General features: G+C 37.5%; 11 protein-coding genes and 1 pseudogene. 6 read left to right on the top strand and 6 right to left on the bottom strand.

Annotation, left to right across the window (positions count from 1 at the left end; translation table 11 throughout):
- The first annotated feature begins 74 nt into the window (after nucleotides 1-74).
- From rpmI to recD, 4 genes are all read left to right on the top strand, one after another.
- Nucleotides 75-272 carry a 50S ribosomal protein L35 gene (gene rpmI, locus AC6H0J_RS06880; RefSeq protein WP_005596065.1) on the top strand — a complete coding sequence of 66 codons (198 nt, stop codon included), beginning with the start codon at nucleotides 75-77 and terminating at the stop codon, nucleotides 270-272.
- Nucleotides 273-338: 66 nt separating this feature from the next.
- Complete coding sequence (gene rplT / locus AC6H0J_RS06875) at nucleotides 339-692, top strand: 50S ribosomal protein L20 (RefSeq protein WP_005596075.1); 354 nt, start codon at nucleotides 339-341, stop codon at nucleotides 690-692.
- 111 nt (nucleotides 693-803) lie between these two features.
- On the top strand, nucleotides 804-4,412 hold the full coding sequence (gene recB / locus AC6H0J_RS06870) for an exodeoxyribonuclease V subunit beta (protein ID WP_497513333.1): 3,609 nt from the start codon (nucleotides 804-806) through the stop codon (nucleotides 4,410-4,412).
- Nucleotides 4,412-6,334: an exodeoxyribonuclease V subunit alpha gene (gene recD, locus AC6H0J_RS06865; protein WP_005629528.1), complete on the top strand. Its 1,923-nt coding sequence runs from the start codon at nucleotides 4,412-4,414 to the stop codon at nucleotides 6,332-6,334. The genes recB and recD overlap by 1 nt, the downstream gene beginning before the upstream one ends.
- 46 nt (nucleotides 6,335-6,380) lie before the next feature.
- Here the strand turns inward: recD and ybaK are convergent, their stop codons facing one another.
- On the bottom strand, nucleotides 6,381-6,857 hold the full coding sequence (ybaK, locus tag AC6H0J_RS06860; protein ID WP_497513332.1) for a Cys-tRNA(Pro) deacylase: 477 nt from the start codon (nucleotides 6,855-6,857) through the stop codon (nucleotides 6,381-6,383).
- Nucleotides 6,858-6,915: 58 nt separating this feature from the next.
- On the opposite strand from ybaK, the gene AC6H0J_RS06855 reads away from it, so the two are divergent.
- Both AC6H0J_RS06855 and AC6H0J_RS06850 read left to right on the top strand, forming a co-directional pair.
- Nucleotides 6,916-7,869 (top strand): oxidoreductase, encoded by a 954-nt coding sequence (locus AC6H0J_RS06855; RefSeq protein ID WP_497513330.1) that lies wholly within the window; start codon nucleotides 6,916-6,918, stop codon nucleotides 7,867-7,869.
- 25 nt (nucleotides 7,870-7,894) lie between these two features.
- Nucleotides 7,895-8,251, top strand: a complete 357-nt coding sequence (locus AC6H0J_RS06850; protein WP_497513328.1) for a DsrE/DsrF/TusD sulfur relay family protein — start codon at nucleotides 7,895-7,897, stop codon at nucleotides 8,249-8,251.
- A gap of 49 nt (nucleotides 8,252-8,300) precedes the next feature.
- Here AC6H0J_RS06850 and trpA read toward each other — a convergent pair whose 3' ends face one another.
- The 5 genes and pseudogenes from trpA to uspE form a co-directional block, all read right to left on the bottom strand.
- Nucleotides 8,301-9,107, bottom strand: coding sequence for a tryptophan synthase subunit alpha (gene trpA, locus AC6H0J_RS06845; protein ID WP_497513326.1), 807 nt, complete (start codon nucleotides 9,105-9,107; stop codon nucleotides 8,301-8,303).
- On the bottom strand, nucleotides 9,107-10,303 hold the full coding sequence (trpB, locus tag AC6H0J_RS06840) for a tryptophan synthase subunit beta (RefSeq protein WP_005625541.1): 1,197 nt from the start codon (nucleotides 10,301-10,303) through the stop codon (nucleotides 9,107-9,109). The genes trpA and trpB overlap by 1 nt, the downstream gene beginning before the upstream one ends.
- 17 nt (nucleotides 10,304-10,320) lie before the next feature.
- Nucleotides 10,321-11,079: an SDR family oxidoreductase gene (locus tag AC6H0J_RS06835; RefSeq protein ID WP_005625543.1), complete on the bottom strand. Its 759-nt coding sequence runs from the start codon at nucleotides 11,077-11,079 to the stop codon at nucleotides 10,321-10,323.
- 139 nt (nucleotides 11,080-11,218) lie between these two features.
- Nucleotides 11,219-12,055: pseudogene (locus AC6H0J_RS06830) on the bottom strand (DUF4198 domain-containing protein).
- Between the two features lie 196 nt (nucleotides 12,056-12,251).
- Entirely contained in the window at nucleotides 12,252-13,181 is a 930-nt protein-coding gene (uspE, locus tag AC6H0J_RS06825) for a universal stress protein UspE (RefSeq protein ID WP_497513324.1), read from the bottom strand.
- Between the last annotated feature and the right edge of the window lie 51 nt (nucleotides 13,182-13,232).

The raw sequence follows: 13,232 nt of genomic DNA, 5'->3' as shown, positions 1-13,232 counted from the left end.
CAGTGCTTCCAAGTAACTTTTTAAGTTCGCCTGATTATGTTGTTTTAAACGAAAAATGCGGAGTTATTTTAACAATGCCTAAAATCAAAACAGTACGCGGCGCAGCGAAGCGCTTCAAAAAAACTGCTTCTGGTGGTTTCAAGCGTAAACAATCTCACTTACGTCATATTTTGACTAAAAAAACAACTAAACGTAAACGTCATTTACGTCATAAATCAATGGTTGCGAAAGCAGACCAAGTTTTAGTAGTAGCTTGCTTACCATACGCATAAGCCGTTATTTAAGCAAAACGTACGATTAGTTAAATTAGTTAAAAATATTACATAGGAGATTAAATAATGGCTCGTGTAAAACGTGGTGTTATTGCAAGAGCACGCCATAAGAAAGTTCTTAAGGCTGCTAAAGGTTATTATGGTGCACGTTCACGCGTGTATCGCGTTGCTTTCCAAGCGGTGATCAAAGCTGGTCAATACGCATATCGTGACCGTCGTCAACGTAAACGTCAATTCCGTCAATTATGGATTGCACGTATCAACGCTGCAGCGCGTCAAAATGGTTTATCTTACAGCAAATTTATCAACGGCTTGAAAAAAGCATCTGTTGAAATCGACCGTAAGATTCTTGCTGATATCGCTGTATTCGATAAAGTAGCGTTCGCTGCATTAGTTGAAAAAGCAAAATCTGCACTTTAATTTTTTAAAGTTTAGATAAAGAAGAATTAGGACGCTGAAAAGCGTCCTTTTTTGCATTTTTAACTTCAAATTTTGTAAAATAATGTCATTAGTTCTCATCTGTTAAAATCTATGGCCGAAACAATCCCACTAAATCCTATCACGTTGCCTTTAAATCAAATTAGCTTAATCGAAGCATCCGCTGGTACAGGGAAAACCTACACTATTGGTTCTTTATATCTCCGACTTTTATTAAAGGCAGGGGAGAATAATTTTTCTCGTCCGTTAAATGTGGAAGAAATTCTGGTGGTAACATTTACAGAAATGGCAACAGAAGAACTTAAGAAAAAAATTCGTGAGCGTATAACAGATGCTATTGATAAACTCACTGCCTTTGCAGAAACCCAAGATAAATCCGCATTTAAAAATGATGAATTTCTTACCGCACTTTGTGATAATTTGAACATTTTTGAGGCAATTCATCGCTTAAAGTTAGCTGAACAAAATATGGATTTGGCGGCGATTTATACCATTCACGGTTTTTGTCGCCGTATGTTGATGCAATATGCTTTCCATTCTAGCATTCACTTCAATTTAGAATTAATTAAAGATCAATCTGATTTATTAGTTCGTTTTGCTAATGAATTTTGGCGAGAGCATTTTTATCCATTGCCTTTTGAAATGGCTGACTTTATTGCGAATGAACTAGGTTCACCAGATTACGTATTATCCCTATTAGAATCGAATTTAGGCAAAAATTTAATTGTTGATTTGGAGAACCAGCAGGCATTATCTATTTCTATCACAGAATTTTTACACCAATATCTTGGTGAGTATTTTAAAGATATCAAGGCACTAAAACGCTTTTGGTTAGAAAGTGCGGGTAAAATATCTGAATTAATTATAGAGGAATTGAATAAAGATTATGAAAAAGGCGAGCCTAAATCCTTAAGCCGTCGAAGCTATAATACATCACGTTTGGCGAAATGGATTGAGCAAGTAAACGCATGGGCAAATAATCCGCGTGATTATTTACTAAATGAAACCTTGATGTCGTATTTCACTCAATCAGCTTTAGGTGAAAAAGGTGAGGAGGGCGCATCTCCCTTTATTGCCCCGATTTTTACTGAATTAGAAGAACATGCAAATGCTTTGATATCTCCAGATTTACTTCGCAGAATCATTCTTTATCATTATCGACAAGGCTTACAACAAAAACTTTTAGACTATAAACTTAATCACCAAGAAAAATCCTTTGATGATTTATTGCGTTTGCTTTGTGAATCCTTGCAAGGTGCGCAAGGGGATGAATTAGCGGAAATGATTCGTTTCCAATATCCTTTTGCGATGATTGATGAATTTCAGGATACAGATTCACAACAGTACGCTATTTTTTCAAAAATTTATCGTGATAATCCCGAAAAAAATACTGGTTTTATTATGATTGGTGATCCGAAGCAGGCGATTTATCGTTTCCGTGGCGCAGATATTTTTACTTATCTAAAAGCATCGGATGAAGCCCAATCTCGTTTTGAACTCACTAAAAATTATCGTTCAGAGAAGCATTTGGTTGATGGCGTAAATGCGTTGTTTGATTTTCCTCAATCGCCATTTATTTATCAAAATATTAACTTTACTGCTGTTGATTCTCGTAATGATCATCTGCGATTTTATTTAAATGGTAAAGCTGAACCAGCTTATCGTTTTTATCTAACTGAAAGTGACAAAGTGAATAAAACTGAAATGGCAAAAATATGTGCTATTTCTATTCAACATTGGCTAAAAAGTGCGGCAGAAAATCAGGCAGTTTTTCAAAATGAAGATACTTGTAAAACATTGCAACCGGCAAATATTGCTGTTCTTGTAAAAAATCGTTACGAAGCTACTGATGTTATTCAAGAGCTACAAAAACTTGGTATTGCCTCCGTTTATCTTTCAGATCAAAGTAGTGTTTTTGATAGCCATGTGGCAGTGGAATTACTCAGAATTTTAAAAGCTTGCTTAAATGTTGCAGAACGTCCAATTTTGAATGCGATTGCGACCGCACTTTTTGGCTTAAATGCAGCGGATATTCATCAAATTCAGCAAAATGAGGCAGACTGGCAACGTTGGGCAGATAGCTTTGCTCAATACCAACAAACTTGGCAACGCCAAGGAATCTTGGCCATGCTACACCAAATTTTATTGGAACAAGGCATTTCAGAACGCTTATTAAACCAAGCAACGGGAGAGCGAGATTTAACGGATTTCCTACATTTGGCAGAAATTTTACAACAAGCTGCCACGTTACATGAAAGTGAAGCGGCATTGCTCAGTTGGTTTGAAAAACAAATTCAAGGCGAAGGTCGTCAAGAGGCTCAAATTCGTTTAGAAAGTGAACGGCAGTTGGTAAAAATCGTGAGTATCCATAAATCCAAAGGCTTAGAATACGATTTAGTTTGGCTACCATTTTTAGCTGTACCAAGCAAAATTCCAACGGCTGGTGACATGAATGTTTATTATTCTAAAGAACGAGATGAAACCTTATGGGATATAGAAAATCGCAATTTAAACGCTCTTTGTGAAGAAACTTTTGCGGAAGAGTTGCGTTTACTCTATGTGGCTTTAACGCGCGCCAAATATCAAATGGCATTCGCTTTGCCTGCGCAATTTGATAAAAAATGGAATGCCTTACATTATGTACTAAGCCAAGGTGAAATAGGCAAGGAAATAGCGTTATCAGCGCCTAAAGATACCGAGACGTTGTTGCAAGCTTTCAAAGAAAAAATGCGAGATAATGTGGAAATCTGTACTACGCAAAATCTAGAGGCTTTTCCGGCTTTATCTATCAATACAAAAAATGATGAGCTTAAAACCGCAGAATTTACGGGCAATATTGAGCAAGATTGGCGAATAACCAGTTTTACTTCAATTGAACAAGGTCATCGCCGACAAAATTATTTCGCTGAAAGTACGGGGAAAAAACACGCTGTTTTTGATGACGCAAAAGATTATGACAGCCAAAATTCGATTGAAAAGTCCACCGCATTTTTAAACGAAAGCGAATCAAGAATTTTAGATTTGCCACGAGGTAAACAAGTCGGGACAGCATTGCATCGCCATTTTGAAAATTACTATTTTTCTGATTTAGCAAATACAGAAGAAATTGACAAATTAAGACAATCCTTACAGTTAGATGAAACTTTTACAGAGCCGCTACAAAATTGGCTACAACAGATTTCACATACGCCACTTTCTAATGAAATAGGAATAGCATTAGCTGATTTGGCAAATAAAGATTGCATTAAAGAAATGCCATTTTATCTGGCTATTCGAGAACATTTTGATGTTGAAGCGTTTAATCGCGCGTTGAAAGCCCATCATCATTTGCCAAGCGAGCCACTTCAATTTGAACAAATTCAGGGCATGGTGAGAGGTTCAATTGACTTAGTTTTCCGCCATAATGGGAAATATTATCTTGTTGATTATAAATCTAATTTCTTAGGTTCAACTCTTGCTGATTACAATCAAGAGGCATTAAAAAAAGAAATGTTACACAGTCACTATGATTGGCAATATTTAATTTATACGCTGGCATTACATCGTTATTTGCAAAGCGTTGTGCCTCATTACGATTATGCGCGAGATTTCGGCGGGGTATTTTATCTTTTCTTACGAGGAATGAATGGAGAGCCACAATCTGGCATATTTTATGATCGTCCAAGCGTTGAATTAATTACAGAATTAGACGGGGTGTTTTAATGTTATCCGTATTACAAAAACTTAAAGAGCAGGGCATTCTTTCTCAAGGTGATTATTATTTTGCTAAGTTGATAGCTGATAAACAATGTCATACGGATTATGCAGAACCAGTCAAAAATTTAGCTATATTATTAGCCGCACTTTGTAGTTGGCGTTATACGCAGGGAAATACTTGCAGCCAATTAGATCGCTATTTAGAACATAATTTATTTGGCTTGGCTTATCGTACAACGGAAGAAGATTATTTAGCTGAAATTCGTGAAAAGATTGGTTATTTAGCTGTGGAAGATTGGCAAAATGCGTTGTGCGGGCATATGGCATTTACGCAAGATCCCGTCAATCAAATTGCGCCAATGGCATTTCAATTTGGCGCGTTGTATTTCTATCGCGCTTGGCAAGATGAATATCGCATTGCACAATATATAAAAAACACCTTAAAAAAACACCGCACTTTAGCCTTTTCTTATGATGAAATTCATCAAAAATTAGATAAATATTTCCCTGAAAAACAGGAAAAAACAGATTGGCAAAAAGTGGCAGTAGCAACAGCGATTAAAAGCCCATTTTCAATTATTACAGGCGGCCCAGGAACAGGAAAAACAACGACAGTTACGCGTTTATTGCTCGTTCTACAAGAATTATTTGATTGTAAATTACACATCAAATTGGTTGCGCCGACTGGCAAGGCTGCATCTCGTTTAGAAGAGTCGATTAAAAATGCGTTAGGTTTTATGCAAGAAAAAATGAATTTATCCGATTCACTTTTCAATGCGATTCCACAAAAAGCCAGCACTTTGCATAGTTTACTGGGTGTGAATGCCTTTAATGATTACACACGCTATAACAGTCATAATCCTTTGCAGTTAGATGTGTTAGTTGTCGATGAAACATCAATGATTGATTTGCCAATGATGGCAAAACTTATCAATGCGTTAAAACCTGAAACTCGATTAATTTTATTAGGCGATCAAGCGCAATTAGCCTCTGTTGAGGCAGGGGCGGTATTGGGGGAATTAGCACAATTTGTTAATCAACCTTATAGCAATGAACAGGCCGCATATTTGCAAGCGACAACAGGCTACAAAATCGAAGGTGCTGATTGTTCAAATCTAATACGTGATTGTTTATGCCATCTAACAGAAAGCCGCCGTTTTGATAGAGATTCAGGTATTGGCAAGTTGGCTGAATTCATTCAAAAAGGCAAAGCAGACGATAGCCTTGGGTTATTTGAACATTATCCGCAAGAATTGCACTTTAATGCCTTAAATGATGAAAGCGATGCGGTTAATCAAGTAGTAAAAAGTGCGGTGGAAAATTACCGCACTTTCTTAAAAATGTTGGGCGATTTACGTAAACAAAAAATTGATCCTAACGCTAAAAATGAACAAGGCATTTCCTATGCCGAGGCTATTCAAGCGCAATTTAATTCTGTGAGATTTTTAACTGCACTTCGTAACAACAATTTAGGTGTTGAAAATCTTAATAAAGAAATCGCGTTAGCGTTGCGAGAGGAAAAATTGCTTTGGTTCCGTAATGAACAAGATTGGTATATCGGCAAGCCAATTATGATTACTGAAAACGATCATAATGTTCGCCTTTATAACGGTGATATTGGACTGTGTTTGGCAAATGGCAAAGTATGGTTTGGCAACCGAGAAGTGCTGACAAGCCGAATTCCAGCACATGAGCCCGCTTTTATGATGACAATTCATAAATCTCAAGGTTCCGAATTTGAACATACCGTCATGGTGCTTCCAACAGAAGTGAATCCAGTATTGTCGCGAGAATTAGTTTTCACGGGCGTGACTCGTGCAAAAAAAGAACTCACTGTATTTGCCGATGAAAAAATATGGAAAACAGCAATTCGCCAAACAGTGAGGCGCCAGAGTGGATTGGGTAAATTATTGGAAGAGTTGAAATAGTCAAAAAGGCGGAATAAACCCGCCTTTAAATTTATAAGTCCATCACTTATTCATCAACAATATCAGTAAATTCTGCACCTAATACATTTGCTAAATCTTGTGGCGCAATTTCTACACTTAACCCACGTTTTCCGCCTGAAACATAAATCGTTTCAAACTCAAGTGCGGTTGAATTTATCACCGTTTTCACGCGTTTCTTTTGACCGAGCGGGCTAATTCCCCCTACAAGATAACCTGTGCTTTTTTGCGCAGCATCTTTATCCGCCATTTCTACTTTTTTAACACCGATAGATTTTGCTGCTTTCTTTAAATTTAGCATATTGGCCGTTGCAAGTACAAAACAAGCAAGTTTTTTCTGATCGCCATTTTCCGCTACAAGTAACGTTTTAAAAGAGCGGTTAGGATCAACGCCTAGTTTTTCTGCGGCTTCATCACCAAAATGTTGATTGTTTGGAGCATGATCATAAGTATGCAAGATAAAAGGAATTTTTTGTTTTTTAAGTAAATCAATTGCGGGTGTCATTATTTCGTTCCTGGTTTTGGTGTAAAATAATGCTGATTATTTTACAGCGGAGAGAAAAATGGACGCAACCTTAAATATTGCGATAGCAGCAGAATTTGAATTAAGTGAAAAAATTGTAGAGCGTTTAGAACACAGTGCGCTTGAAATTAGTAAAGTTTCTATTGTTGAAATGATACCTTTTGAAGAAGAACAAAATATTCGTTTTCGCAATAAAGGCGTTGAACAACTTTCGCCAAATGAAGTTGAGTGGGCTGATTTTAATTATGTCTTTTTTGCAGGAAAACTTGAGCAAGTTTCCCATATTGCGCAAGCAGCGGAGCAGGGCTGTATTGTCATTGATATGTTAGGCGTTTGCAGTGCGCTTTCTGATGTGCCCGTTGTTGTTCCAACGGTAAATGAATCACAACTATTCGAACTGAGACAACGTAACATTGTTAGCTTGCCTGATCCACAAGTAAGCCAACTTGCTTTAACCCTTGCCCCGATTTTACAAGAGACTAATCTCAATCAAGTATTTGTTACCTCTTTATTGCCAGCTTCTTATACGGATGCGGAAACCGTGACTAAACTTGCGGGACAAACAGCCCGTTTATTAAATGGTATTCCATTGGATGAAGAAGAAACTCGCTTAGCGTTTGATGTCTATCCGCATCAAGCACCTAGTTTATCTAATCAATTACAACGAATTTTTCCGCAATTAGAGCGTGCTACATTCCATGCAATCCAAGTGCCTGTATTTTATGGATTGGCACAAAAAGTCACCGCACTTTCAGACTATGATTTCGACTATCAACCTCAAAATAGTGAGCTTATCGCTTTAGAAGAAACCTTAATTACACCTGTACTTAATGGAGAACAAGAAAATGGCGAAGAATCAGTAAAACTTCATTTAAGTCAAATAAGTGCGGTAGAAAATGGCGTAGAATTCTGGTCTGTGGCAGATGAACAACGCTTTAATCTCGCCTTACTTTCAGTGAAATTATTGGAAGGAATTTATCAGCAAGGTTATTAATACCAAGGAAATCAAGGAGAATAGTATGCAAAATATTCTATTTATTATCCATTCATCCCCTTATGGTGACGAGCATTTTTTTAGTGCATTACGTTTAGCGTTACAGTTGCAAGAGCAGCATAAAAGTGCGGTTAATTTAAAAGTATTTTTAATGTCTGATGCGGTAACTGGTGGTTTAGCAAAACAAAATCCAGCAGAAGGGTATCATTTACAACAAATGTTGGAAATTTTAACGGCACAAGGAGCGACAATTAAACTTTGTAAAACCTGTACAAATGCTCGTGGTATCACTGAATTACCGTTGGTGGAGGGCGTGGAAATAGGCACATTATCAGAGTTGGCAGACTGGACGATAGAAGCCGACAAAGTATTAAATTTTTAATTTTCTCGATAGATAAAAGAAACCCGCCACAAGTGCGGGTTCTTTTTTCTTATTTTGTTGCCGCTTTCATTGCTTGAACAAATTCAGCTAATTCAGCTAAACATTGCTCGTGATTATCTAAATTCCGCTCAATGATTTTCACCGTTGCAGAACCTGAAATTGCACCCGCTGCGCCCAAAGACAACGCTTCTTTAACTTGCTCTGGTTGAGCAATGCCAAAGCCTTGTAAAATTGGTGGAGCATTATGAGCCTTAAGTTGTTCTACAAGGGTATCTAAATTCGCTGCATGGGCTTGATTTTCAGCACTGGTTACGCCAGCACGAGAAACTAAATAAGTATAGCCCTCGCTATTTTGTGCTACACCTTGGATCGTTTTTTCGTCCGCATTTGGTGGGCAAATAAATACCGGTTGAATGCCGTGTTTTTTAGCTGCTTGTACATAATCTTCTTTTGCCAGTAACGGAATATCTGCTACAAGCACAGCATCAACACCGACTTCTGCACAGCGTTGATAAAAAGTATCTAAACCTTTGGCAAAAATTAAATTGGCACAAAGTAATAAGCTAATCGGAATCTCTGGATATTTTGACCGCACTTTTTCTAATAACTTAAAGCTATCTTCAGTACTATGGCCCGCAGTTAAAGCACGATTATTCGCGGCTTGAATAACTGGACCATCGAGCAGTGGATCGGAAAAAGGAAAACCAAGCTCTAAAGCATCTGCACCGTTATCCACAAGCGTGCAAATAATGTTAAAAGAGCGGTCAAAAGTAGGGTCACATAAGGTGACGAAAGGAACAAATGCCCCTTCATCTTTTGCTTTAAGCGCAGCAAATTGAGTTTCAAAACGGCTCATTATTTCATTCCTTTTTCTGTCAAAATTTTATCTACGGTGAAAATATCTTTATCGCCACGGCCAGATAGATTCACGACTAAAATTTGTTCTTTGTTAGGTTCTTGATGAATCATTTTCAGGGCTTGAGCAAGTGCGTGTGAGCTTTCTAATGCAGGAATAATGCCTTCATGTTTAGCTAACTCTTGGAAAGCATTCAATGCTTCATCATCGGTAATACTTGGATATTCTGCTCGTCCAATACTTTGTAAATAAGCATGTTGAGGCCCAACAGAAGGGAAGTCTAATCCAGCTGAAACAGAATAGGATTCTTCTACTTGACCATCTTCCGTTTGCATTAAAGGGGATTTCATCCCGAAATAAATGCCAACTTTTGCATGACCTAATGGTGCGCCATGTTCACCGCTTTCAATGCCTTTCCCCGCTGGTTCAACGCCAATTAAACGTACATTTGCTTCATCAATAAAATCAGTAAACATGCCAATTGCGTTAGAGCCACCGCCAACCGCAGCAATTACCGCATCAGGTAAACGACCTTCTCGTTCGAGAATTTGACATTTAGTCTCAATTCCAATCATTTTTTGAAATTCTCTCACAATCGTCGGGAAGGGGTGAGGGCCTGCCGCCGTTCCAAGTAAATAATGGGTTGTTTCATAGTTTGCTGACCAATCACGCATAGCTTCACAACAAGCGTCTTTTAAAGAGCAAGAGCCTTTTTGTACAGGAACCACTTCCGCGCCCATTAAACGCATACGAAATACATTCGGCGATTGACGCTCAACATCTTTTGCGCCCATATAAATACGGCATGGCATATCTAACATGGCACAAGCAAGGGCAGTCGCGACACCATGCTGACCCGCACCGGTTTCGGCAATAATACGCGTTTTGCCCATACGTTTAGCTAATAAAATTTGTCCTAAAACTTGATTGGTTTTATGAGCGCCACCGTGTAATAAATCTTCACGTTTAAGATAGATTTTCGCTTTAGTACCTTTTGTTAGGTTGCGACAAAGAGTAAGTGCGGTCGGTCTTCCCGCATAATTTTTGAGTAAATCTTGAAATTCACGTTGGAATTCAGGATCGTCTTTCGCTGCGACAAAGGCTTTTTCAAGCTGTTTAAGCACTGGCACGAGTATTTCTGGTACATACATACCACCAAACTCGCCAAAATAGGGATTTAAAAGAGTTTCTGACATTGTGTTTCCTTATTATTTTAATTTGAATTTCTTGCCACATTTAATGGTGCAAAAGTTTGTGCAGTTGGCATCACTTCAATACGATTAATATTAACGTGTTCTGGTTGCTGATTGAGCCATAAAACCATATTCGCAATATCTTGTGGCGTAACGTATTGCACATTTTCATAGAGTTTTTCTACTCGTGCATCATCACCTTTAAAACGCACATTAGAAAATTCTGTTCCGCCACAAAGCCCAGGTTCTACGCTAGTAACACGGATATTTTTACCCGCCAAATCTGCACGTAAATTTAAACTAAACTGTGTTACAAAAGCCTTTGTACCGCCATATACGTTACCGCCTGGATAAGGATAGGTGCCTGCAATTGAACTTAAATTAATAATATGGCCCGTATTTCTTTCGACCATTTGAGGCAAAACGAATCGAGTAATATTCACCAATCCTTTAATATTGGTATCAATCATTTGTTCCCAATCATCAAGATTCGCTTTATCGGCAGATTCTAAGCCAAGAGCTAATCCTGCGTTATTAACCAGTAAATCAATATTTTTCCATTGTGTAGGTAAAGATTTAATTGCTTCTTGAGTGGCTAGTCGATCAGATATATCGAAAGCAAGAGGAAGAAATTTTTTACCCAATTCAGCTTGTAGTGAAGTTAATCGTTCGGTACGACGGCCAGTACCAATTACAAAATATCCAGCTTGAATAAGCGTTCTACAGATTGCACTACCAAATCCTGCGGTAGCACCAGTAATAAGGGCAATTTTAGACATCATTCTCTCCTTTTTATTTACGATATCTTTATACTACTACACTAGTACAAAAAAATATAGGAGTTTATGAAGAAATTTGAAGAAAGAGAATGGAAGATAAAAGCAAAAAGTGCGGTGAAATTTCACCGCACTTTCAAAATTAATGATGATGGTGTTCTGGTTTTGGTGGTAATTTAGCTAATCCTTTACCAACAGGTAAAATTAATGTGCTATAGCTTGCGGATTGCTGACAAATTTGTTGATCTGCAAATGGTGTTTTGTGAATGACTTTAATTTTCCAAATACCATCAATTAATGGAATGATATTCACACGTCCTTGACTATCTGTTTTACCTGAAAAACCTTGTGGTTCACGATGGCTTGTACTTGCTTCAAGATCTTTCACAACAATAGTATCTGCTGTTGCAATTACAGTTTCGCCTACTAATGGCTGATCTTGGTAGAAAATTTGAACAGGGAACGGTTCACCTGATTTCGCTTTACTTGGATCACGCAAAGGAACAATTTCAAGCGGTAAACCTACTCTTGTCATTGCCATTTCTGCATTTAATGGCTTTTTACCAACTGTAACAAGGCTTTTACCAAACATTTGAGTTTGTTCGCAATAAGTTGGATTTTCTAATCCTTTCAAATTATCCATTTTCCAACCTTCGGCATTTTATGACCAAAAAGTTGGTTTGTAAGTCGCAGTCACCCAATAAGAACCATTAGACAATGCTTTCTCTGATTGATATTGATAGTTTTCACCTTTTTGAACTAAGGTTTGTTTTTCACCATCTTGATGAATAATTTCCATTGGTGCAAAAATTTTCAAACGTGCTTCAGGAATTTTTTCTACGTAAGGGTAGTCCCCATAAGCTAATTCTGCTTTTAATACAGAACCAGATGCCAATTTTGCAGGCGCTTGAACCCAAACTTCATGAGCTTGCGCTACACCAGCTAAAACCAATAAACTTGCAATTAATGTTTTTTTCATACCTTTCCTTAATAAAAAATAGAGGTGAGCATTTATAAAATGAACGTGAATATTAAATGAAAATAACTATCATTTAAATGATGGTTTAGAGAAAATTTCAAATTTATGATCAAGATCACAAAACATTTGTATAACGCATAAAAAAATTCCCTAAATACTTAGTACTTAGGGAATGTCTAAATGTAGATGGCTGTTATTAATCGTCTTTTTTAGATGGCTTAATGCCTAATAAATTACAACTTAATTTACTAATCACATGTTCCGCAGTATTTCCCAATAATGCAGCAGATAAACCTGTACGGCCGACTGTACCTAAAATTACTAACTCTGCTTCAATTTCTTTTGCAACTTCAGGAATCACTTCTTCTGGGAAACCTTCATGCACATGAGTATGGTCTTCATTAATACCAAATTTCTGACGCAATGCTTTCATATTAATAAGATGTTGGCCACGAATACCGTTTTCATAGCCTGAAGTATTAAATTCTGGTAAATCAATCGCCATATTGATTGGAGCAGAAGGGTAGGCTGCAACTAAGTGAACATTACCACGATTTAGATTTTCAGCGAGTGACATGCCTGTTTCCACTAATTCTTGATTAAATTCATCTTGATAGTCTTGCTCACCAGAAACATTTACTGCCACAAGAATACGACGTTGATGTTTCCAATCACCATCGCGAACCATCAAAACAGGAACAGGGCATTTACGAAGAAGCTGCCAATCCACTGGTGTGAAAATAAGTGAGGTAAAACTTTCTTCATCTTTAGTATATTTCACCACAAGATCATAATTGTTGCCTTCGACTTCTTCTTTAATCGCCTCAGCTTCGTTGCTATTCCAAACAATGTGAGATTGCAATTCAATTTCCGGATCTGCATATTTATCTAAGTAATATTGAACCGCATGGCGATGTTTTTCGATTACTTGTTGATGCATTTCTGAACGTTCTTCAGAAGAAAGTAAAGCCGACATTTCATAAGATAAGTCATATACAGATAAAAGTGCGGTGATTTTTACCTTAGTTTCATTTTTTTGTTCTTTCACCAAACGCACGGCGCGCGCAAGGGCATATTGTTTTTCATTTTCAGGATTGAGAACAACCAGGATATTTTTAAATTTCATAACAACCTCCAAAACTCACCATAGAATAAGAAAGAATCTTTTGAATGGCAA

Source organism: Haemophilus sp. THUN1691, from assembly GCF_059704425.1.
Note: the sequence above shows the minus strand (reverse complement) of the source record. Positions and strands in the feature narration are given on the sequence as shown.

Coding starts and splice junctions, on each gene's coding strand:
- recB (WP_497513333.1), top strand. CDS start 804: ATGGCCGAAACAATCCCACTAAATCCTATCACGTTGCCTTTAAATCAA.
- trpA (WP_497513326.1), bottom strand. CDS start 9,107: ATGAGCCGTTTTGAAACTCAATTTGCTGCGCTTAAAGCAAAAGATGAA.
- recD (WP_005629528.1), top strand. CDS start 4,412: ATGTTATCCGTATTACAAAAACTTAAAGAGCAGGGCATTCTTTCTCAA.
- trpB (WP_005625541.1), bottom strand. CDS start 10,303: ATGTCAGAAACTCTTTTAAATCCCTATTTTGGCGAGTTTGGTGGTATG.
- rpmI (WP_005596065.1), top strand. CDS start 75: ATGCCTAAAATCAAAACAGTACGCGGCGCAGCGAAGCGCTTCAAAAAA.
- AC6H0J_RS06855 (WP_497513330.1), top strand. CDS start 6,916: ATGGACGCAACCTTAAATATTGCGATAGCAGCAGAATTTGAATTAAGT.
- ybaK (WP_497513332.1), bottom strand. CDS start 6,857: ATGACACCCGCAATTGATTTACTTAAAAAACAAAAAATTCCTTTTATC.
- AC6H0J_RS06835 (WP_005625543.1), bottom strand. CDS start 11,079: ATGTCTAAAATTGCCCTTATTACTGGTGCTACCGCAGGATTTGGTAGT.
- rplT (WP_005596075.1), top strand. CDS start 339: ATGGCTCGTGTAAAACGTGGTGTTATTGCAAGAGCACGCCATAAGAAA.
- AC6H0J_RS06850 (WP_497513328.1), top strand. CDS start 7,895: ATGCAAAATATTCTATTTATTATCCATTCATCCCCTTATGGTGACGAG.
- uspE (WP_497513324.1), bottom strand. CDS start 13,181: ATGAAATTTAAAAATATCCTGGTTGTTCTCAATCCTGAAAATGAAAAA.